General features: G+C 63.0%; 25 protein-coding genes and 1 pseudogene. 14 read left to right on the top strand and 12 right to left on the bottom strand.

Features of this window, described 5'->3' with window-relative positions; genetic code table 11:
• The first annotated feature begins 480 nt into the window (after positions 1–480).
• The 3 genes from INQ48_12095 (at position 481) to INQ48_12105 (ending at position 2220) form a co-directional block, all read left to right on the top strand.
• On the top strand, positions 481–1011 hold the full coding sequence (locus INQ48_12095) for a DUF4019 domain-containing protein (protein QRF59908.1): 531 nt from the start codon (positions 481–483) through the stop codon (positions 1009–1011).
• Between the two features lie 206 nt (positions 1012–1217).
• Positions 1218–1400: a transposase gene (locus INQ48_12100; GenBank protein QRF59909.1), complete on the top strand. Its 183-nt coding sequence runs from the start codon at positions 1218–1220 to the stop codon at positions 1398–1400.
• 454 nt (positions 1401–1854) lie between these two features.
• Positions 1855–2220, top strand: a complete 366-nt coding sequence (locus INQ48_12105) for a hypothetical protein (GenBank protein QRF59910.1) — start codon at positions 1855–1857, stop codon at positions 2218–2220.
• Between the two features lie 152 nt (positions 2221–2372).
• Here INQ48_12105 and INQ48_12110 read toward each other — a convergent pair whose 3' ends face one another.
• Complete coding sequence (locus INQ48_12110) at positions 2373–2996, bottom strand: DUF2625 domain-containing protein (GenBank protein ID QRF59911.1); 624 nt, start codon at positions 2994–2996, stop codon at positions 2373–2375.
• Between the two features lie 249 nt (positions 2997–3245).
• Between INQ48_12110 and INQ48_12115 the strand changes: the two genes are divergently transcribed.
• The gene (locus tag INQ48_12115; protein QRF59912.1) at positions 3246–3890 is read left to right on the top strand and encodes a hypothetical protein; all 645 of its coding nucleotides are present in this window, start codon (positions 3246–3248) and stop codon (positions 3888–3890) included.
• Positions 3891–4300: 410 nt separating this feature from the next.
• Positions 4301–4756: a GNAT family N-acetyltransferase gene (locus INQ48_12120; protein ID QRF59913.1), complete on the top strand. Its 456-nt coding sequence runs from the start codon at positions 4301–4303 to the stop codon at positions 4754–4756.
• 49 nt (positions 4757–4805) lie between these two features.
• On the opposite strand, the gene INQ48_12125 is transcribed toward INQ48_12120, so the two are convergent.
• The 5 genes from INQ48_12125 to INQ48_12145 form a co-directional block, all read right to left on the bottom strand.
• Positions 4806–5567, bottom strand: a complete 762-nt coding sequence (locus INQ48_12125) for an SDR family oxidoreductase (protein ID QRF59914.1) — start codon at positions 5565–5567, stop codon at positions 4806–4808.
• A 9-nt stretch (positions 5568–5576) separates the two neighbouring features.
• Positions 5577–6788 carry a Bcr/CflA family efflux MFS transporter gene (locus INQ48_12130; protein ID QRF59915.1) on the bottom strand — a complete coding sequence of 404 codons (1212 nt, stop codon included), beginning with the start codon at positions 6786–6788 and terminating at the stop codon, positions 5577–5579.
• Between the two features lie 230 nt (positions 6789–7018).
• Complete coding sequence (locus INQ48_12135) at positions 7019–7708, bottom strand: hypothetical protein (protein QRF59916.1); 690 nt, start codon at positions 7706–7708, stop codon at positions 7019–7021.
• A 49-nt stretch (positions 7709–7757) separates the two neighbouring features.
• Positions 7758–8081 (bottom strand): hypothetical protein, encoded by a 324-nt coding sequence (locus tag INQ48_12140; GenBank protein ID QRF59917.1) that lies wholly within the window; start codon positions 8079–8081, stop codon positions 7758–7760.
• Positions 8078–8500 carry a hypothetical protein gene (locus INQ48_12145; GenBank protein ID QRF59918.1) on the bottom strand — a complete coding sequence of 141 codons (423 nt, stop codon included), beginning with the start codon at positions 8498–8500 and terminating at the stop codon, positions 8078–8080. The genes INQ48_12140 and INQ48_12145 overlap by 4 nt, the downstream gene beginning before the upstream one ends.
• A 126-nt stretch (positions 8501–8626) precedes the next feature.
• Between INQ48_12145 and INQ48_12150 the strand changes: the two genes are divergently transcribed.
• Together INQ48_12150 and tuf are read left to right on the top strand one after the other, a co-directional pair.
• On the top strand, positions 8627–8806 hold the full coding sequence (locus tag INQ48_12150) for a hypothetical protein (GenBank protein QRF59919.1): 180 nt from the start codon (positions 8627–8629) through the stop codon (positions 8804–8806).
• A 389-nt stretch (positions 8807–9195) separates the two neighbouring features.
• Positions 9196–10392 (top strand): elongation factor Tu, encoded by a 1197-nt coding sequence (gene tuf, locus INQ48_12155; protein QRF60708.1) that lies wholly within the window; start codon positions 9196–9198, stop codon positions 10390–10392.
• 78 nt (positions 10393–10470) lie between these two features.
• Here tuf and INQ48_12160 read toward each other — a convergent pair whose 3' ends face one another.
• Entirely contained in the window at positions 10471–10905 is a 435-nt protein-coding gene (locus tag INQ48_12160; protein QRF59920.1) for a VOC family protein, read from the bottom strand.
• A 16-nt stretch (positions 10906–10921) separates the two neighbouring features.
• Positions 10922–11665, bottom strand: a complete 744-nt coding sequence (locus tag INQ48_12165; GenBank protein QRF59921.1) for a hypothetical protein — start codon at positions 11663–11665, stop codon at positions 10922–10924.
• A gap of 219 nt (positions 11666–11884) precedes the next feature.
• On the opposite strand from INQ48_12165, the gene INQ48_12170 reads away from it, so the two are divergent.
• Positions 11885–12541, top strand: a complete 657-nt coding sequence (locus INQ48_12170) for a dihydrofolate reductase family protein (protein QRF59922.1) — start codon at positions 11885–11887, stop codon at positions 12539–12541.
• A 108-nt stretch (positions 12542–12649) separates the two neighbouring features.
• Here INQ48_12170 and INQ48_12175 read toward each other — a convergent pair whose 3' ends face one another.
• The gene (locus INQ48_12175; GenBank protein QRF59923.1) at positions 12650–13201 is read right to left on the bottom strand and encodes a GNAT family N-acetyltransferase; all 552 of its coding nucleotides are present in this window, start codon (positions 13199–13201) and stop codon (positions 12650–12652) included.
• A gap of 303 nt (positions 13202–13504) precedes the next feature.
• On the opposite strand from INQ48_12175, the gene INQ48_12180 reads away from it, so the two are divergent.
• Complete coding sequence (locus INQ48_12180; GenBank protein QRF59924.1) at positions 13505–14935, top strand: DUF2314 domain-containing protein; 1431 nt, start codon at positions 13505–13507, stop codon at positions 14933–14935.
• Between the two features lie 21 nt (positions 14936–14956).
• On the opposite strand, the gene INQ48_12185 is transcribed toward INQ48_12180, so the two are convergent.
• A complete protein-coding gene (locus INQ48_12185; GenBank protein QRF59925.1) occupies positions 14957–15493 on the bottom strand; it encodes a helix-turn-helix transcriptional regulator in 537 nt (178 codons plus the stop codon).
• A 139-nt stretch (positions 15494–15632) separates the two neighbouring features.
• Between INQ48_12185 and INQ48_12190 the strand changes: the two genes are divergently transcribed.
• A complete protein-coding gene (locus INQ48_12190) occupies positions 15633–16025 on the top strand; it encodes a nuclear transport factor 2 family protein (protein ID QRF59926.1) in 393 nt (130 codons plus the stop codon).
• A 2-nt stretch (positions 16026–16027) separates the two neighbouring features.
• Positions 16028–16528: a DUF3237 domain-containing protein gene (locus INQ48_12195; GenBank protein QRF59927.1), complete on the top strand. Its 501-nt coding sequence runs from the start codon at positions 16028–16030 to the stop codon at positions 16526–16528.
• A 51-nt stretch (positions 16529–16579) separates the two neighbouring features.
• Here the strand turns inward: INQ48_12195 and INQ48_12200 are convergent, their stop codons facing one another.
• Positions 16580–17071: a hypothetical protein gene (locus INQ48_12200; GenBank protein QRF59928.1), complete on the bottom strand. Its 492-nt coding sequence runs from the start codon at positions 17069–17071 to the stop codon at positions 16580–16582.
• Positions 17072–17098: 27 nt separating this feature from the next.
• Positions 17099–17396, bottom strand: a pseudogene (locus INQ48_12205) (GFA family protein).
• 157 nt (positions 17397–17553) lie between these two features.
• On the opposite strand from INQ48_12205, the gene INQ48_12210 reads away from it, so the two are divergent.
• The 3 genes from INQ48_12210 to INQ48_12220 all read left to right on the top strand — a co-directional run bounded on the left by INQ48_12210 (position 17554) and on the right by INQ48_12220 (position 19102).
• A complete protein-coding gene (locus INQ48_12210; protein ID QRF59929.1) occupies positions 17554–18171 on the top strand; it encodes an exonuclease domain-containing protein in 618 nt (205 codons plus the stop codon).
• Between the two features lie 248 nt (positions 18172–18419).
• Positions 18420–18677 carry a hypothetical protein gene (locus INQ48_12215; protein QRF59930.1) on the top strand — a complete coding sequence of 86 codons (258 nt, stop codon included), beginning with the start codon at positions 18420–18422 and terminating at the stop codon, positions 18675–18677.
• Entirely contained in the window at positions 18662–19102 is a 441-nt protein-coding gene (locus INQ48_12220; protein QRF59931.1) for a hypothetical protein, read from the top strand. The genes INQ48_12215 and INQ48_12220 overlap by 16 nt, the downstream gene beginning before the upstream one ends.
• Positions 19103–19120: the final 18 nt, after the last annotated feature.

A 19120-nucleotide genomic window follows, 5' to 3' on the forward strand; every position in this document is an offset into this window, starting at 1 on the left:
TTTCCGTTCTCCTCGCTCGGATTGAAACACTCAGCAAGGGATACGCTTTTCGGAGGCAAGGTCACTTCCTTGCCCACACAGTGGGTCGTTGGGGGAGAGGGGGCATCTACCGTAGAGATCTACAACGCGGAAAAGGTGGCCGAATGCAAACCATGTGCAAAGTCATGAGGGTGGCCTGAGGGTCAATAGAGGCTGTGTTCTCGGCGGCCGCCGCCAGGAACCGTGTACTTCATCAGTCCGGCGATCTCGATTTGGAAGTCTTGGAACATGCATGTGCGATGAAGCTGAAGGCTAGACTTTGGCTGTCAGGCACGACCTGGCGGTCGTCGTCGCCTCGCAACGGCCCCTTTGTGTAAGCGAGCGCACCGATCGATGTGCAGATGACAATCGGCCCGCAAGCAGAAACCCGCCGTGGTCCTCGTCAGGCCAGATCCTCTCCGAAACTCTAGGCATTAAAAAATGCGATCAGCTTTTTGCGTCTTGATTTCTGCAATCGCTTCGACTGCTGCGTTCGCGCAGCAGCCGCCTTTCGACCTGCCGCCACAGCAGGTTTCCCCGTCGTTTCAAGACGCCAAGACTCGCCCTACGGAAGCACAAGCCCGTAGGTTGGTTGAGCGAACGTACGCCTACTTCGCTGCGAAAGATGCAGGGCGCTTCGCGGACGCATATTCAACCTTCTCCGCAACTCAAAAGCAGACAGTGCCATTCGATGGATGGAAGGCCCAGCTCGAAAACTTCTATCGCGCGGCAGGAAGCGTGCAGGGGAGGAAGATTCAGAAGATCACTTGGTACAAGGATCCTCCGAACACCCAGCCCGGGGTTTATGCAGCTGTCGATTTCACCGGCCAGTTTCCCAATCTGAGCCTCTACTGCGGCTTCGTGGCATGGCGCCAGCAGGACGACGGGGCGCTCGAAATCGTTCGCGAGGAAGCGAACTCCATCGAGAAGTCGGTCGCGGAGAGGATGATTCCCGAAATGATGCAGCGCGCTCGAAATCAGTTTCGATGCTAGGTGGGCTACCGTCCAAGCGGAGGCGATGAGCGCGATATGGTTGCGGGGATTGATCGGCCGCTATGTGTCAATAGAGAGGGCTGCAACAGGCCAAAAGTGGAGGCTCATCTTCGTCGAACGCGGCCGTCGACCAGAAATCTCGTAGGCGCGTGGTGAAGGCATCTTGATTCGCTGAGAGGCTGCAGGCATCGTGCCCACGATGAATGATGTGGACACGATGGATGGTGTGGTTAAGCTACAAGGCCCTGCTGGCCAAGGGCGTCGTCGAAGCTGGCTGCCTGACCCATGCGCAGCGCAAGTTCGGCGAGCTGCACACGGCCAATAAGAGTCAGATCGCAGAGGCTGGAATCCGGTACTCGCCCGGCTCTACGAGATCGAGCGCGAGGTGAGGGACTTGGACGCAGATGAGCGGCGCCAAATCCGGCAAATCTGAGATACGTCCTCTTGCGCCTTCCGACGCAGCCGCGTAGGCGCATCCAGGAACTGCCGCCTCACCACTGGACACCGTCGACTTGACTACTCATCGTCAACACCGTCGGTTGCCCATCCACGCTCGCTGACATACGACTTCACGTCGCCAAAACTGGCGTCCGTGACATGAAACAAGTAGGCAAAAGCAAGGAGTGACCCACACCTCAAATAGAGTTTCTCAGCGTCCCGCTCTACCTCAAGAGGAAGAAGATTAAGCCCGCGAACTGAGTGTTCGGGCGGCATCGGGCGCCCAAGTACTTGTTCGATACGCAGATGGGTCTCAGCGAAGGCCATCTCTGTTCGTTGAAGGAAGGAGCAGAAATAATACTGGCCCGTCACGCGGAATGCCCGACCGCTTACCATTCACCTTCCATGAGCGGCTCGTTTTTCTTTGGACAACACACGGTTCTCGTATCGAATCGGCGGCTGACAACGCTCGTTGAGTTCGCTCTCTCCACTGCCAACGACCAAGCCACAACGGACGAATCACGGGCATTCGTCGATCGTTTCGACAAATTCCAGGCCGACACATTCTTCCCAGGCATCGACATCGACCTGGAAGAAATTTTCATCTCGCCGTCGGAGCGACGATTCTGGGCGAGCGCCTTCGCTGAACTAGCTAAGCGGATAGAACAGCGACGAATCGGTAGTCCCGATCAGCACGATTGGCGCCAGGAAGCCGCAGATCAGGCGGCGCGGATTGCTCGGATGCTGGTCTCCAATCAAGACGAAGGCTGACAAGACCGGCTCCTGCAGGGAGCTTCTTGGCAACGATCTCTGCAGGGCGTCAAGATGTCTTCGCTGGACGCTTACAAAAATGGGTCTGCTCAGTCCTTCAATCTGCGTTAGACCTGCCGCTCGTCGCCGGCGCAATTAAGTTTGGCGAAAAACTAGGTGGTGTTGAATGCGTATTGCTCGGAGATCGGGACTGGACGTCGAGAGCTACTCTGCGTCGAACCCTGCTCGGTATGGAGGAAAGGGTAGAAATTGAAGCACTGGTCCCCAGTTAGGTTACTCACTTCATGCTCCCATCCGGTCCAGCGCAACTGATCATAAAAGGCGTGAAGACGTTTGGAAAATGCCCATTGCGTGAATGCGGCATGACCAACTCCAAGGTTTTCCCACTCGAGCGTATCCGGTGCAAGGTAGTACATGACCCCTTGGTCGTCACCGAAAGCACCGCCGTTGATCGCGAAGAATCCGCCGACCGCATCGTCTGCTACAAGGCAGAACCCGTTCGACCGTCCTACGTTCCAAGCCGCTATGTTGCGAGTCAACCTCTGGTGACCTGAGCCGAGCATCCTTAGCCACCCCCGGTCTATCAAAATGCCGCCAGTGCCATACGCAATGGCGCCAAGCACAGATCGAGTGGTCACTTGAAGTTCAACAAGGATTTCGCCATTGCTTGTGGAAGGCGGCAATATTTCTACTGGGAGTTCGGCCTCCCGAGCCCATCGCTCAACGAACGCCATTGCTGGCTCTTGGACTTCCAGCAATTCATGTAGCGGACGCATTCACGTGTTCCTCAGAGTCCGGCTATGGCCGATAGCGGAAGTCTAGCCGTGTGCGTCTTCCTTCGGTCAAGAGGGGATGGCCGGCCGTTTACAAAATTCCCCGCGACTCAGCGGCGCTGGTATCGCCCAAGCCGCCGACAGGTGAAGGTGCACTGACGTCAAGGCGTTGCGATGAATTTCGCTGGCGTATCGTGCGCCCTGGGCCGGACGGGCTGTGAGGTTACAGTCGCTGCCATCGGAGGGGCAGCGATGGTCAAGATCTCGAGAATTGCGGCAATTTCTTTCTTCGCCCTTGCGTGCGCAAGTAGCATGGTGGCGTTCGCGGAGTCCGAGCTTCTGCCCAGGGACATCGGGCGTGGCGTTCACATTTCGGTGCCGCGCGAATGGCATTCGCAACGTGCTCTGGTTGAAATGGAAGAGCGCATTCGATCGGTCGATGTAGGAAAGCCGGGGATTGCGGGAAAGATTGGCGAGCAGGTGAAAACCAAGGCGGTGCTGCTGGCAGTCGGGCAATTCGAGGACCGGACCTCGCCACAGATCAAAGTGACCAGCCAGCAGCCCCCGACCATTACCCGGGACTATATCGCTGGTGCTACGGACGAGTCACTGAAGGCCCTCGCCCCTCGCATGGAAGACCATCTGAAGGAGTACGTACGTCACTTGGGCAATACGCTAATCTCGGTGACTCCAATGCGGGTCGTCATGTTTGGTGGCCAGCGTGCCCTCGCGAGCGAGTCGGTGCGGACATCGAAGTACGGAAACGTAGTTCAGCGCCAATACATCGTCGCAACGCCGACGCAGACCCTGCTCTTCACCATGGTGTTCCAAGAGGCTGAAGCGGCGACGCAGCGGCCATTGTTTCAGCGGGTGGAGCAATCCGTGCGGGTGGACTGAGGGCCCAGATCGGACGACCTTCATCGCCGGCTCAGTGACTCCGCAACCTGTCTCGGGTTCGCCAGGGAACGCTATCGTCTTTGCCTGAAAGGGCCAACGGAAGTCGGTGCTGCGAAGATGATCCTCGTGAGCAACGCAAACAACAGCCCCGCCGATTGCCTTGCGCGCTACGAGTCTATCGGCGGCCGACCTGGGCACTTGTTCGGAGCCGCTGCAGGACGTCGCGCAAGAGCCTCTCCCAGAGTGCATTCTCCCGGCGCCTGCGTTGGGGAGCACGGAGCGGGCGGTCCATGTCGCGATCGCAGCGATCTCCACGGCGGCGTGGTGCTGGCATGGTGCGGGTGTACTGGCGAGAATCGCGAACATGGCCCGCGCGCTGTAAGGTACTCGGCCCACTGCCCACGGAGAACATGAAAACCCGCAAGCTCCTCGAAGCCGACCTGCCAGCGTTGCTCGATCTCTACAAGCACCTTCACGCGACGGACGACCCGCTTCCCGCCCCGCTTGTCGTCGATGCGATCTGGCAGGAGATCCTGGCAAGTCGTCAGTTCCACTATTTCGGTGGATTCGAGGGCACCGAGCTGGTCTCCAGCTGCAACCTGACCGTGATCCCCAACCTCACGCGCGGTTGCAGGCCCTACGGCGTGATAGAGAACGTGGTGACGCATGCGGCGTACCGCGGCAGGGGCTATGCGAAAGCCTTGTTGGCCGAAGCGCTCGACACGGCCTGGTCCTTGGGCTGCTACAAGGTGATGCTGATGACCGGTCGCAAGGATGAGGCGACGTTGAAGTTCTACGAATCGGCCGGTTTCGATCGGCATGGAAAGCAGGCCTTCATCGCAAAGCCCCCAGCGGAGGCTGCCTAGTCTTCTCACGCAAAGTGCCGGTGGCCATCGCAGGTGTCCGCGACCCCACCTAGGTCAGATTCAATCCGCCGTCCGACAGCAGCACTTCGCCAGTGAGGTAGTCCGAGGCAACCAGCATCGCAACAGCGTGCGCAATGTCGTCCGGGCTTGCGGCCCGGTGCATGGGCGCACGCTCGCGCCACAGCTCCTGTGCGGCAGTCCAGTCGGCGGTGAGCGGCGTGTCGACCAGACCTGGTGCGACGGCGTTGACGCGAATGTCCGGCCCCAAGGACAGTGCGAGCAGGCGGGTCATGTGATTGAGCGCGGCCTTGGTGACTGCATAGGGAATGGATGCACCCTTCGGGCGAACGCCCGCATGTGAGCTGATGTTGACGACGCAGCCCGCTCGACGGCGCAAGGCGGCGCCGCGCAGGGCCGATTCGGCCAACGTGATGATATGGAAGGGCGCCACGACATTGACTTCGTGGAGTTCATGCCACACCGCGGAAGTGGCGGCGGCAAGGTCCGCATGCGGAATAACTTTGCTGATGCCTGCGTTGTTGACCAGCACGTCCAACTGGCCCCACGCGGCGATCGCTTCGCTGACGAGCCGCACCCTGTCTGCTTCCAGGGCAAGGTCGGCTTGAACGTAGATGGCCTGCTTCATCTCGGCTGCCATTGCGCGACCTGTCTCCGCGGAACTTCGAGAGTGAAGGACCACGGCGTAGCCCGCCTGGCTCAACCTTCGCGCTATGGCGGCACCGATGCCGGAAGTGGACCCCGTGACCAATGCGACACGGAGCGTGGGATCGATTGTCGGATTGACGTTCATCTGAAAACCTCAGTCTGGTTGCGATCGAATGCGCTGCTGCTGCTGCCGCTCCGAACGAGCGATGAACACGGCGATGCCCAAGGAGAGTAGCGACGTCGTCGACATCGCCGCGAGCAGGGCGTTGCGTGGATGGGACTCGTCGACGAACAGCCCGGCCGCAAAGGCAGTGGCGCCAGCGCCGATGGCCGTCATGGCCGAAGCCAGGCCCAGCGCGGTGCCGGCGAAGCCCGCGTGGATCGACAGCACGCGGCTGTTGGCCGTGGGCATTGTCAATCCGTTGCCGAGTCCCACGCACACGCAGGGGCCGAAGAACGCGAGCGGATGAGCAAACCCCAGCACTGCCAACGCCACGCCCACCAGCATGCCTGCGCAGGTCAGCAGTCGCCCGGCAATGATGAACTGGATCGGCTGCCACCGCCGTCCGCAGCGCGCGACCGTGTAGCTTCCGATGATGAAGCCCGCGGGCACCAGTCCCATGTAGGCGCCCACCATCGCCGCGGAGGTTCCATAGGTCTGCATGGCGACGGCAGGCGCGCCGCCGATGAAGACGTAGAGGGTGCCGATGGAAGAGGCCATGCAGAGCCCATAGGCCCAGAGCTGCGCGGAGCGAAGCAGTTGGCCGTACCCGTCGAGCTGTTTCGACATCGTCGTGGAGCGATGGTGGTGGGTCTCCGGCAGGTAGCGCAGGGCCAGGCATAGCGCCGCGGTTCCCATGAGCGCGAAGGCGGCGAAGTTCGCGCGCCAGCCCAGCCAGCTGTCGAAAATGCCACCTACGGTGGGGCCGAGCATCGGGGCTATCGCCCAGGCGGACGAGACATAGCCGATCTGGCTGACCATGCCTTCGCCCGCCGTGTCCCGGATCGCGGCCAGCGACATGGCGTATCCGGCAATGGCGGTGCCCTGGAGCAGCCTGCAGGCCAGGAACACTTCGATGCTGCGCGCGAAGAGGCATCCGATCGAGCCGATCACGAAGACGAGCAGCGCGACCAGCAGAACGGGCTTGCGCCCGAACCTGTCGGACAGCGCGCCGGCGATCAGGTGCGTCAATGCGGTGACGACGGCGTACCCGGCCACGGCGATGTTGACCGTCGCGAACTCGGCGTCGAACTCCCTTGCGATGCTCGGCAGCGAAGGAACGAACATGTTCAGCGGCAGAACGCCGAACGCCGACAGGGCAATCAGCAGCCAGAGGGGCGGGGCGTTTCGATGATGAGGGGGCACGGGCAACTCCTTTGCGCGCATTCCTCTTGCGGGGATGCGGTGACCTGACAACAAGAGCCATCCGTCGAGGATGGGTACGTGGTGGCTCTCGTCGGGTCAACATGAGCTGGGGTTCATCGGGCCTTTGGGGCTGGATGATGGTGCGTGCGACTTGCAGCGCGGCGAGTTTGTGGGCTCGGCGAAGGGGACTTTACATCAGCGCGACGGAACCGCATCGGTGCAAAGACTGATCAGCAAGCTTGAATGGAGCGCTGGCGAATGCCGAACATGCCGGCGCGCACCTCGGTGCATATCCGCCGGCCGACCTTATAGCTCGAAAGGGAGTCCGCGGGGACTACCAGTTCCACCTTGCTTCCTTCGATCGATGCAACCACGACGTGGCGCCATGGCTTCGTTGACGTGTATGTGCTGGAGACGACTCCTCGCTCGACGTAGCCATGCGCTGGGAGGGTCAGCGCGTTCAAGTGAAGCAAGATGGCTGGTCCCAGGGCCATGCCGATTCCTGCCGCGATCAAGAACGACGCCCGCCGGACGATGACCCACAGGAACAATGCGTACGGCAAGCCCACGAGCAAGCCGAGGAAGATCGCTTTGGAAATGTCGTCCGTGCTCGTATCCAAAACGGCGCGCCAGACCAGCGCAGCCGTCAGGCAGGACAACGGCTCGGTCATGTTGATCCTGGCCTTGTCCGTAAAACCTCCGTCGCCTTTCAAACGGAAATAGTCGTTCGCGAAAAGTGGTGCGACGGTGATGCAAAGGAGCGTGGCATAGGCCGTGGAGATCGCCACCCAGTAAGGGCGTGGGCGTGCCACCAACCATATGAAGATGGCAACGATCGCCAGCGCACCGTAGAACTTGACGCGTCGACCGAAAGGGCCGAGCGTGGGGTTGAGTTCTGGGAGGGCGAGGCCGCGTTTCATGGTTTCGGGGCACGGAGTAAATGTCTTGTGTGCCGAGTTTCTGGTCAGGCTAGTCCCGCCTGATCGACCGTACCAGCAGCTCGGCTGGCCACATCGAAAAGTGTCCACATCCACCGAACTTCGGGTCCGGTGCCCGCAAGATGCCAGAGACAACGACCCTCTTTCCTGACCAACGAATCAGCATCCCTTCGTCCATTGCGGGCGTTTCGTCGTCCACTTCCAGCCATAGCGTGGAACGTTCGCCTCGTTCGGCTACGGCGGTGGATTCGAGGGATCGATTCTCGAATCTCCAGGCCAGGAGTCCGATGACCTTGACCAACTCGCCACCGAAGGCCGACAGTCGTTCGAGGGTTTCGTTGACCGTGACCATCATTGCTCGTCCGCCTTGGCCTGCTTCGTGGCCACACCTTCTTCTGTCTCCAAGCGAAAGCTCACGCCGCACTTGAGGCATTTATTTGGGTTGAGGGCGACGTATTGGGAGGCTTCTACCTGATACGTTATGAGTGACGCACGCGTTGCCATTGGAGTCGCGCCGCAGCGGGGGCACTTGTACCTGAACATCCTGACAAGCGCGTACAGCACAAGCGTGAAGGATGGAATCGCAAGGAGTTCTGGTGGCGGTTTCAGCTTGAACACATTCAACACAATCGCGGCAACGATGCTAAAGAGAAGAATCAATCCGAACGCAACAAGAATGTGCCGCCGCCGATTCCGGAAGTCTCGATATTCATCCGGCGACAGCGGACCCAGAGTGCGCAGGTCCTTGCGTGGGTGATGGCGGCGACGAATCATGACGTGGCTGGTTCAACGAGAAGGCGGTGCAGGTATACCAGTTTCGCGGTGAGCCCAGTCCCGCAAATGCGGCGCCTTGCCACAGCGAGCGATGGCCGGCGTTGCGGCGTCTACACAACGCTTCCGTTGCTGCGTCGCGATGCCGGTGTTAGCCTCCGTATCCCAAAAATTGACCCGTTGCAATGCGGCTCGATGATCGACCGCATGAAAACCATGAAGCAGTTCCCGACCACCCAACACGCACCGAAGACCCGCGAAGCCGCGGCCGTCTCGCTGCGCGCTGAATTCGCAGAACTGCTTTCCTAGAGCCTTTCCCACCTGGAGGCTCGGCCTCCGTGTTCCACAAGACCCGGTAGGCCTCGAGCCACCGGGTTTTTTGTTTTTTGCCTGCCCCTTTTGGAGATCCGGACATGAGCCTCGAACGAGAACGTCTTCCTTCCGCCGCATTCGCTGCCGGCGCGGCGTCGTGCGTCGAATCCGTGGAGTGGTTCGTGTAGAGCTTCCAGGTCCTCGTGTGCCTGGAGGTCCATCCTTCAGGCCGAAATGAAAGCCTGTCGGGTGGCCCACCCCGGCAGGTTTTTTTTCGCCCGCATGGCGGGCATCGCGAGTTTGGTGCGCGCGCACCGACAACCCGCCGAGCGCTTCGCCTGGCCAGCGGATCGCATCGGCTTTCAACTCTGAAACTGGAGAAAGAAATGATGAACAACAAGGTTCATGTGAATGTCGGAACCATCGGTCACGTCGACCATGGCAAGACGACGCTGACGGCTGCGCTCACCTTCGTGCAGGCCGCTCGCATCGGTGGCCGTGCGCTGTCCTACGGGCAGATCGACAATGCGAAGGAAGAGCGCGAGCGCGGCATCACGATCAATACCTCGCACGTCGAGTACGAGTCGGACAGCCGCCACTACGCACACATCGACTGCCCCGGCCACGCCGACTACATCAAGAACATGATCACCGGCGCCTCGCAGATGGACGGCGCGATCCTGCTGGTCGACGGCACCGAAGGCGCCGCGCGGCAGACCATCGAGCATGTGCTGCTGGCGCGCCAGGTGAACGTCGGCCACATGGTGGTGTTCGTGAACAAGATGGACCTGGTGGCCGCGAGCGACCGCGCGGAGATCGAGCAACTGATCGAGATGGAGATTGGCGCGCTGCTGGCAGCGCACGGCTACGACGATGCCCGCTTCGTCTTCGGCAGCGCGCTGAACGCGCTGGCTGCCGCTGAACGCGGCGACCTCGCGGGTGCCGACGTGCAATGCATCGTCGAGCTCGTGAACGCGCTGGACTCGCGCATTCCGGATCCGGTGCGCGACTACGCCGCGCCGTTCATGATGCCCGTCGAAGGCGTGCACACCATCACGGGCCGCGGCACCGTGATCAGCGGCCGTGTCGAGCGCGGCGTGATCCGCGTGGGCGACAACCTGGAGATCGTCGGGCTCAGCTCGGTGGGCGACGAGAAGGTGGTCGTCACCGGCGTGCAGTCCTTTCACAAGGACGTCGCCGAGGGGCGTGCCGGCATGAACGTCGGCCTGTTGCTGCGCGGGGTCAAGCGCGACGATGTCGTGCGAGGCCAGGTGGTCGTGAAGCCCGGTGCGCTGAAGCCGTACCGCTCGGGGCGTGCACAGGTCTTCGTGCTGAGCAAGGACGAGGGCGGCCGTCATACGCCGTTCGGTTCGGGCTACCAGCCGCAGTTCTTCTTCGGCACGACCGACGTGACGGGTGTCATCCGCGTCGACACCGAAACCGGCCTGGTCGAGCCGGGCGCGCAGGCGCAGATCAGCTTCGAGCTGAACAAGCCTGTGGCGATCGAGAACGGCATGCGGTTCGCGATGCGCGAAGGCGGCAAGACCGTCGGCGCGGGGATCGTGACCGAGGTGCTGGGCTGAAAGGCTGAGGCCTGTTTTCCCCTGTCGTCCGCTTGGCGGGCGGCAGGGGTTTTTTATTTGGCGCGCGTTGCGCCGCGCCTACCCGAGCTGCTCGGCCAGCCCGACGATGATGCCCTCGGGCCCGCGAAGGTAGGCGAGCCGGTACGACTCCCCGTACTGCATCTGTCCGATGATCTCCGCGCCATGGGTCTTGATGCGCGCGACGACATCGTCGAGGCCTTCGACGGCGAACATGACGCGGCGCAGACCCAAGGCATTCACTGGCGTCTCCATAGGCCCGAACCTCACGGCCTCCGGCGTGTGGAACTTGTCGAGCTCGATGCCTTGCCCATCGGGCGTACGCAGCATCGCGATGGTGGACTTCACGTTGCCGAGCCCGACGAGCTGGCCGACGTCGGGTCCTTCCACCGTGGTCTGGCCTTCGAGCGCGAGGCCCAGTTCGATGAAGAACGCCTTCACGGCCTCGAGATCGTCGACGACGATCAGGACGTTGTCCATTCGCTTGATGGTCATGGCTGGGGTTCCTTTGTCAGGCGCGTTCTTGTCCGGCGCGGTTTAGTTCGCTCAGGTAGGAGCCGGGCTTGTGCTCGATCTCGCTCTCGGGGCCCAGCACGGCGATGACGGGCCCCTTGATGTAGACGCGAAGGTCCGCCGGCACGGCGAAGAACTTCACCAGCTCCGGCCGGTCGATCGCCAGCTGATAGAGCGAGGTCTTCGTGAAGCGTGACGGATCTTGAGAACCTTCCTTGTCGTCGAGATCGGTGAACCACCAGCCCGAATCGTTCGCGTCGGCAGGCTCCGCGCGCGTGAGCAGGATGCGCGACGCCGACTTGTAGTCCACGTGCACTACGACGCTGTTCTGCAGGGAAGGAAACTCCGGCGCGACCTCCGCGACGAGGCTCTCGACGACATCCTTCTGGTTGCGCAGTTGCATCAAGGTGCTGTCCACCGAATCGATGAAGCGCACGGGAATCTGCTGCATGTCCGGTTCCGTGATCCGCAGGAAGCCGTCGTCGGTGTCCTCGATCTTCGTGTACATCCAGCCGACCTGGAGGCTCTGGCCGCCGCTGAACTTTTCTCCTTCTGCCACGCGGCTCTCGAGGAAATGGAGGAACCAGGCGACGTCCGCGTCAGGAATGGCCTTGTTGCTCACGCGGATCCGGAACTCGGGGTGGCCGAAGCGTTGGCAGCCCTGGGTCGTGTGGACGGTCTCGGCTTGGGGTTCGGCGGGCTTGCTCTTGCCGAGCGATGAGAAGAGGGAGCGCAGGGACATGGGGATCTGTTCGGAGCGAGTGGTGCCGGCACGAGCGCGGCAGACCAACGAATGAATCTCATGGTTTCCCGAGCCATGGCAGACCCGGGACGCGTTCTTCATCCTAGCCCACCCCATGACGCGTTCGGCTTTTCGAACCTTCTTATTACCAACAACGTCGTCGCCTTTCAGGAGCACCGAGCGCTAGACTGCTGCTCCCTTTTTGCAGGAGACGACAGCATGTCCCGATTGCTCGTGCGCAGCTTCGGCGTTTCGCTCGACGGTTTCGCCGCCGGACCCGATCAGAGCTTGCAGAACCCGCTGGGCGTTCGCGGTCCCGAACTCATGGACTGGTTCTTTCCCACGCAGGTCTGGCAGCGGATGCAGAAGGGGAGCGATGCCAAGGGCGAGACCGGCGTCGACAACGAGATCGCCGAGCACGGCTTCTCTTCGATGGGCGCCTGGATCCTTGGGCGCAACATGTTCGGACCGGTGCGCGGCCCGTGGCCCGACGAGAACTGGAAGGGCTGGTGGGGCGACGAGCCGCCGTACCACGTGCCGGTCTTCGTGCTGACCCACCATGCGCGCGCGCCGCTGACCATGCAAGGCGGCACCACCTTCCACTTCGTGACCGGTGGCATCCATGAGGCACTGGCACTGGCGCGCGATGCGGCGGGCGGGCGCGATGTGCGCGTGGGCGGCGGCGTTGCGACCGTGCGTGAGTATCTGAAGGCCGGATTGCTCGACGAGCTGCATCTGGCGGTGCGGCCGGTGCTGCTGGGCAAGGGCGAGGCGCTGTTCGAAGGGCTGGATCTTCCGGCGCTGGGCTACAGCTGCGAGCGGCAGGTGGCGGGGGAGCGGGCTACGCACATGTTTTTGCGGCGCAAGGTGGCTTGAGGCGGTCGAACCCGATCGCGGGCCGTTTCTGCTCTGCCTGCTTGCAATCCATGAGCCTTGCCGATCCCAGTGTTGAGCCGAGGCAACACTTCCGTGTCGATGTCCTCATCACGACCGGCAGGCCGCATAGATGAGGCAGTCGCGCGGCTCGACATCGATGTTCGGATGAACCGTGAAGCGGGCGAGCCGGCCTTCCAGCAGAAAGCCGCTTTTCTCCAGCACCCTCGCCGACGCCAGGTTGTCGACATCGCAGGTTGCCTCGACACGGAATATCTCTGGCAGTCCTAGTGCCTCTGCCGTCAAGGCCCGAACGGCTTCCGGCATCAGGCCCCGACCCCAATGCTCGCGTGCAAGCACGTAGCCGATGTTCACGATGTGCCCCTTGGTACGCGCCTCGAGCATTCCCACGAGCTCACCGCTTGTCTTCAGGGTGATGACGTAGGGACGGGCTGAACCGGTGTGCCAATGAGCGACGCATGCTGCGACGAAATCGCGCGTTGCATCCTCGGATGCGTGGGGACGCCACACCATGTACCGCGCGACTTCCGCATCCTGCGTGTACGAGGCATACATCGCCGATGCATCGGAAATCTCGGGTGCGCGGAGTTCGAGGCGCGCGGTCCGGATGCGGTCGGGAAGCGCGGGAGGAGTCGGGGTCATCGGTCATGCTCGCTGGGGAGAACGGCAAATGGGTCAGTCGACCGCCTGAAACGGTGGGAGCGCAAACCGTTTCTCTTGATCGTGGTTCCACATGAAAGATCTTCGCACGATGTTCGTGAACGAAGCGTCTGCAATGGCCGCACTGTGCCGGCACCGCGAACGACAGGCTTCGAGAGTCGGCAGTCCGGCGGGCTGCCGCCGATGGCCGGATCTTCCTCATGAGCCATGTGCTGCATCGGGTAGGCGTTCGTCACGCAACTCCCCCGACAATCCGCCAACCCTTCACCACCCAGACTCGGAACCATGCGTCTCCCGCCCAAGTCGCTCCGTCCTCTCCTGCTCGCTGCCCTGCTGCTGTGCGCTCCGGCGCTTGCACCGCTGCCTGCGTTCGCACAGGCACAACAGGCCGCCGCACCCGCCACCGCCCCCAAGCCCGGCACCCCCGTGCCCGCAGGCTCGCCGCTGCAAGCCGGCCCGGTCCACGCGCAGTTCGCGATCTACTACGCACCGCGACCCAAGGTCGATCCCATGGCCACGCTGCGCAGCCGGCTTGCCAAGCTCGCAGACGCGCCCAAGCTGCTGGCATCGATGCCGAGGCCTTCCGAGGTGTCCGCCCCCGTGCTGTTCGCGAACTGGAACACCACGACCGTGCAGCAGACCTATCGCGCGCCCGAGATGGAGATGCTGCAGCGCTTCGGCCATGGCATCACGCGCGAGCAGGCCGAGGCGCTGCAGGGCAGCAGCCAGGCGCTGATCATCGATTTCGCGCATCCCTCGAAGCTGGCACTGCCGGCCATGCGCAAGGCGCTCGAACTCACGCTGCAGGTGGCGCGCGACACCAACGGCTTCGTCTGGGACGAGGAGACGCGCGAGCTGTTCACGCCCGACGAATGGCAGAAGCGGCGCGTCGACCCCTGGGCCAGCGGCATTCCCGACATCGCCTCGCAGATCGTGATCCACGCCTACCAGGCCGACAACAAGCTCGCGCGCGCCATCACGCTCGGCATGAGAAAGTTCGGCCTGCCCGACGTGGTGGTGAGCCAGTTCTCGTGGTCGATGAATCGACCGATGGGCATTCTGGTCAACGGCTTCGCGCAGGCAATGGCGGAGGGCGCGCAGATCGCGAGGCCCGGCCAGTTCGACCTGGACCTGCGCACGCTCAAGCAGGGCGGCCTGCGCGACCCGAAGGACAAGGAGGCCAAGGGCACCACGCCCGCCAGGCTGTCGCTGGTGGCGGGCACCTGGGAGAGCGGCGATCCGCGCAACCGGCTCTACGAGATCGGCTTCGACCGTTACCCGGGCCCCGACCGCTCGGCGCAGCAAATGGCCCTGCTCAAGAGCACCTTCGGCGCCGCCGACGATTCGGTGTCGCGCATCAAGCACAACGAGCAGATCCTCGCGGCCAGCAAGCTCGCTCGAACGCAACTGCCCGTGCTGCGCGACGCGTTCGCCAAGGGCCTCGCGCCGGGCGAATACATCCTCGTGAAGGCACCCTTCATCACCCGCAGCGGCGGCAACGAGTGGATGTGGGTCGAGGTCACGGGCTGGAAGGGTGACGCGATCGACGGCATGCTGAAGAACGAGCCGGTGGAAGTGGCCGGCCTGCACGCGGGGCAGATGGTGAAGGTGTCGCAGGCGAAGGTGTTCGACTACATGCGGCGCTATGCGGATGGACGGGAGGAGGGGAACGAGACGGGCAAGGTGATCGAGCGTGGGGCGGCGGGGAAGCGATGAGCGGGGAGCCGCTGACTCTCCCTACACCCGCCCCGCCTTGAACGCCTGCAACCGCTCCCGCCGCTCCGCATCGAACGACCCGCTGAGCCGCGCCGACAGTTCCTCCCGCCGCATCTCCTTCCCGCACGACTGACAGGCCGGCCCCAGTCCCGGGTCCTGCCCGCAGGGGATGTGGGTGTAGCGAATCGCGACCTCCTCGTGCTCGCCCTTGCACCATGTCTCGCCCCAGGCGCGCAGTGCGAGGAACACCGGGTGGAACGAGATGCCCATCGGCGTGAGGTGGTACTCGTGCCGCGGCGGGCGCTCGCTGTAGAGGCGGCGCTCGATCAGTCCTTCGGCCTCCAGCTTCTTGAGTCGGCTCGCCACCATCTGCGGCGTGGCCTGGGTCTGCACCTGGATCTCCTCGAAACGGCGATTGCCGAGGAACAGCTCGCGCAGCACGAGCACGGTCCAGCGGTCGCCGACGATGACCTGTGCGCGTGCGATCGGGCACAGGGTCGAATGCGCATGCGCCGCCTCGTGCTCGGCGGACGCGGGTGGAGGCGATTTTTGGGTCATTGCCGGCATCATACCGCTTGTCACTATGAAAATCATAGGTATAGTCGCGACCGTTCGCCGGGTGGGGTGAAACCCGCCTCGCGCACCGCGGAATCGATAGGACTTCCGCGAATGCAATCGACCCTTCGAAAGGCTTCCCATGTCTGAACCTGTCAAGTTGGATCTTGCCGCCATCGCCGATCGCTACGCCTCGGCCTGGCTCTCCCACGACCCCGAGGCGATCGTGGCCCTGCATGCGCCGGACTCGAGCTTCCAGGCGCACGGCCGCGGCACGGCGGTGCGGGGCAACGACGCGTTGCTGAAGGAGTTCGGCGAAGTCTTCGCGCGCTATCCGGGCTTCGGTGTGGAAACGCGCCGCCTGTTGCTGGGCGAGCGGCACTGGACGCTCGACTGGACGCTGACCTTCCAGCCGCCGGGCAAGGAGCGTCGCGGCTTCCATGCGCTGGACGTGGTCGAGGTCGACGGCGACGGGCTCGTCACGCGCAAGGACACCTTCTTCGACTACGCCGAAATCAAGGCTGCATTGAGCTGACCATGAGCGCCATCCTCGACAAGCGACCACTGCTCGAACAGCCGCTGTTCGAAGCGCTGCCGATCCGGCACCTGTGCGACCTGCGGGTCGATCTCGAGACGCCGATCGTCGTGCCCACGCCGCGCGGCACGCTGGTGCCCTACATCGGCAAGGGCGGCCGGCTCGACGGGCCGAAGCTCAGCGGCCAGTTCCTGCCGGGCAGCGTCGACTGGGTCGCAATCGGCGCGGACGGCATCAGCCGGCTCGACATCCGCGGTGCCTTGCGCACCGACGATGGCGCGCTCATCTACTTCGAGAGCAAGGGCGTCGCCAGGCTGCCGCCAGATGGCCGCGCGCGGCTGGCCAGGGGCGAGCGACTCGCGTTCGGCGAGACCTACCTGCGCACCACGCCCAAGCTCGAGACATCGGACGCGCGCTACACCTGGGTCAACGACCTGGTGCTCGTGGGCTACAACGAGATGTCGGCGGGACGGGTCGACTTCCGCATCTATCAGCTGCTTTGATGCGGCGCGGTCTCGCGCGAACCGTCGTGCGGGACCGCCGGCGCGGGCGTGCTACCTGCCGTCCGCCGCGCCGGGATGGGGCCGAAGCTCCTTGACCCTGGCATCGAGGTTGGCCGGCGTGACCTGCCAGCGCCGGGGATCCTCGTACTCGAAATCGGCGCGAACCCGGCGCGTCTGCCGGTTGAATTGAAAGAGCGTCTTGATGATGCCCTTGTCGCCTTTGCGGCCCTTCAGCAGCAGCCAGTCGCGATAGGCCTTCACCTCGCGCTCGATCGGGTCCTCGAGAAACGCGGCCGCATGGGCCTGGCCCCGGGCGTCGTAGGCGTAGCCATAGCTGCCATTGACATCGCCATCGGCATCGATCGAGAAGATCGCGGAGACCTCGACCCAATCGACCTCTTGCGGCTCGCCGCTGTTCACGATCTCGCGTGCGATGGCGCCCATGAGTTCCATGTTCTGCGAGATGGGCTGGGCCGGCGCCGGCGCGACCATGCCGGCTGCGGTGATGGCCGCGGTCAGGAATCTGGAGAAGGGGAGTTTCATTGCGTCGGTGTTCGTTCGACGCTGCGCTCAGGCGTTGTGGGAAGGCCGTGTCTCGTGCTGGGGCAACGTATCGGTGATCTCGAACCACGGCGCTTTAGACCCCACATATACATGGCACAGCGGCCGCACGCCCGGATCGCCATCGAGCACGCCGAGCGCGACACCGTACACGGCGGGCTTCGCGTCGAGCTTGCTGATGAGGCTCGAACCGCACACCAAGCAGAACCCGCAGTGGTCGCCTGGCGAGTGGCAGTACAGCGGGTCCTTTGATCGTGCCGTTGATCTCGAACGCTACGCCTTGGGAGAGGCAGCTTCCTCTCAGCATCGGTCACTTCCTTTGAACGCGTGTTAGGAGGTGGCGGTCGGTATGCGTCAAGGCGCGTTCGCGAGGTCGCGGTCCTGCAACTTGGTCAGGCAACTTGCCCTTCGTTCGGTGTGCATCGTAGCGCGGTGAAGAATCGATAATCAAAGGGAGTGCAGCAATGGAGCGACGGGTGAAAGCAGATCGATACCTGGTCATCGACCTAGAGGCAACGTGTTGCGACAGTGGAACGGTTCCTCGGGAGCAGATGGAGATCATCGAGATCGGTGCCGTCATGGTTCGCCAGGGAGCGTTTGAGGTCGAAGGCGAGTTTCAGACCTTCATTCGTCCCGTGCGCCATCCTCGGCTCACTTCCTTTTGCACCTCGCTGACATCGATCGCCCAACGCGACGTCGATGCGGCGCCTGCCTTCGACGAGGCAATCCGGAGCTTCAAGCGCTGGCTCTATGGCTATTCCGGCTTCGTCTTCTGCTCTTGGGGCGACTACGACCTCAAGCAACTGCGTCAGGACTGCGACTTCCACAAGGTGCCCTATCCCATCAGCGCATCGCATATCAACGGCAAGAAGCAGTTCACCGAGCGACAAGGTCTTTCCAAGAAGCCTGGCCTGGGCGACGCCGTTCTATTAGCGGGGATGGAATTCTCCGGGACTCATCACCGAGGTATGGACGATGCGAGAAACATCGCGCGATTGCTGCCTTTCATGTTCGCGGACGCGGTGATTTCGAGATCGACCATGGGCGAGAGATCCCCTCTGAAAGAGGGACGAAGAACCTGATGCCAGGAAGCGAATCCCCAAGATGAGAAAAATCAGAGACGTGGGGAAGGTCGTGACCTCGCTGAACTGGCGAGAAAACGCCATCGGACAAGAGCGCTGGGTTTTGCTTGAGGACAGCTAAGCCGTTCGAATACGGCAGCTTCTGCCGCATTGTCGAGACGATTTCCTAGAAAGCGGATGGTGCCCGCCTACAAGCCCTCGAGGCACGCCCAAACTAGAACCGCTTAAGAAAAGAAGGACCTTCAGCCATGACCCTCGAACAAACCATCGACAAGTTCAAGCAGGTCGACGCCGCACGCGCCGACTATCCCGGCGAGCACCTGATCGTGCTCGGCGCCGGCGTGTTGCTGCTGCTGGCCGCCGGCCGCAGCCGCTCGTTCCTCACGCGCATCGTCGCCGGAGCAGCGGGCGGCGCGCTGATCGGACGGGCCGCGAGCGGCACGGGTGGCATCGCGAAGCTGGCGGGTGCCTTGCAGTCCGGAGGCCTGGCATGGCCGCGCCGCTGATGGAATCGCTGCGCGCGGTCCGCGCGCCCAGGTACTGGGGCCCGGGGCTGGGCGTCGCCTTGCTCGCGGTGTTCCTGTTCTACCTGGCGCTCAGCAGCCTGGTGCAAGAGAGCGCGGGGCGCGCGCCGCGTCTGCCGTCTTCGATCGTGCCGGAGCAGGCGAAGGCGCCCGCGCCCGTCATCGACAACGCGCCGCGGGTCGAGCCGGTCCGCGCGCCCGTCGTGTCATCGATTGCCCGGCTCGACACGACGATGGCCAGTGCCGACGCGGCCACGAAGAAGAAAGCCGCGCCGGCCTTCATCGAGGTCCAGAAGTGCGTCATGCCCGAAGGCGATGCGGTCTACTCCGATGCGCCGTGCCCGCCGGATTCCCAGGCCAGCACGCTGCGCCTGCCGAGCCAGCCGAACGCCGCGGCGCGTCTCTGAGCAACCGGGCGGGCAGGG

The organism is Variovorax paradoxus (assembly GCA_016806145.1).
GTDB lineage: Bacteria > Pseudomonadota > Gammaproteobacteria > Burkholderiales > Burkholderiaceae_C > Variovorax.

Excerpts from the sequence above, each read along its gene's own strand:
- INQ48_12100 (QRF59909.1), top strand. The coding sequence starts at position 1,218 with ATGTGGACACGATGGATGGTGTGGTTAAGCTACAAGGCCCTGCTGGCC.
- INQ48_12105 (QRF59910.1), top strand. The coding sequence starts at position 1,855 with ATGAGCGGCTCGTTTTTCTTTGGACAACACACGGTTCTCGTATCGAAT.
- INQ48_12110 (QRF59911.1), bottom strand. The coding sequence starts at position 2,996 with ATGCGTCCGCTACATGAATTGCTGGAAGTCCAAGAGCCAGCAATGGCG.
- INQ48_12115 (QRF59912.1), top strand. The coding sequence starts at position 3,246 with ATGGTCAAGATCTCGAGAATTGCGGCAATTTCTTTCTTCGCCCTTGCG.
- INQ48_12120 (QRF59913.1), top strand. The coding sequence starts at position 4,301 with ATGAAAACCCGCAAGCTCCTCGAAGCCGACCTGCCAGCGTTGCTCGAT.
- INQ48_12125 (QRF59914.1), bottom strand. The coding sequence starts at position 5,567 with ATGAACGTCAATCCGACAATCGATCCCACGCTCCGTGTCGCATTGGTC.
- INQ48_12135 (QRF59916.1), bottom strand. The coding sequence starts at position 7,708 with ATGAAACGCGGCCTCGCCCTCCCAGAACTCAACCCCACGCTCGGCCCT.
- INQ48_12140 (QRF59917.1), bottom strand. The coding sequence starts at position 8,081 with ATGATGGTCACGGTCAACGAAACCCTCGAACGACTGTCGGCCTTCGGT.
- INQ48_12145 (QRF59918.1), bottom strand. The coding sequence starts at position 8,500 with ATGATTCGTCGCCGCCATCACCCACGCAAGGACCTGCGCACTCTGGGT.
- tuf (QRF60708.1), top strand. The coding sequence starts at position 9,196 with ATGATGAACAACAAGGTTCATGTGAATGTCGGAACCATCGGTCACGTC.
- INQ48_12160 (QRF59920.1), bottom strand. The coding sequence starts at position 10,905 with ATGACCATCAAGCGAATGGACAACGTCCTGATCGTCGTCGACGATCTC.
- INQ48_12165 (QRF59921.1), bottom strand. The coding sequence starts at position 11,665 with ATGTCCCTGCGCTCCCTCTTCTCATCGCTCGGCAAGAGCAAGCCCGCC.
- INQ48_12170 (QRF59922.1), top strand. The coding sequence starts at position 11,885 with ATGTCCCGATTGCTCGTGCGCAGCTTCGGCGTTTCGCTCGACGGTTTC.
- INQ48_12175 (QRF59923.1), bottom strand. The coding sequence starts at position 13,201 with ATGACCCCGACTCCTCCCGCGCTTCCCGACCGCATCCGGACCGCGCGC.
- INQ48_12180 (QRF59924.1), top strand. The coding sequence starts at position 13,505 with ATGCGTCTCCCGCCCAAGTCGCTCCGTCCTCTCCTGCTCGCTGCCCTG.
- INQ48_12185 (QRF59925.1), bottom strand. The coding sequence starts at position 15,493 with ATGACCCAAAAATCGCCTCCACCCGCGTCCGCCGAGCACGAGGCGGCG.
- INQ48_12190 (QRF59926.1), top strand. The coding sequence starts at position 15,633 with ATGTCTGAACCTGTCAAGTTGGATCTTGCCGCCATCGCCGATCGCTAC.
- INQ48_12195 (QRF59927.1), top strand. The coding sequence starts at position 16,028 with ATGAGCGCCATCCTCGACAAGCGACCACTGCTCGAACAGCCGCTGTTC.
- INQ48_12200 (QRF59928.1), bottom strand. The coding sequence starts at position 17,071 with ATGAAACTCCCCTTCTCCAGATTCCTGACCGCGGCCATCACCGCAGCC.
- INQ48_12210 (QRF59929.1), top strand. The coding sequence starts at position 17,554 with ATGGAGCGACGGGTGAAAGCAGATCGATACCTGGTCATCGACCTAGAG.
- INQ48_12215 (QRF59930.1), top strand. The coding sequence starts at position 18,420 with ATGACCCTCGAACAAACCATCGACAAGTTCAAGCAGGTCGACGCCGCA.
- INQ48_12220 (QRF59931.1), top strand. The coding sequence starts at position 18,662 with ATGGCCGCGCCGCTGATGGAATCGCTGCGCGCGGTCCGCGCGCCCAGG.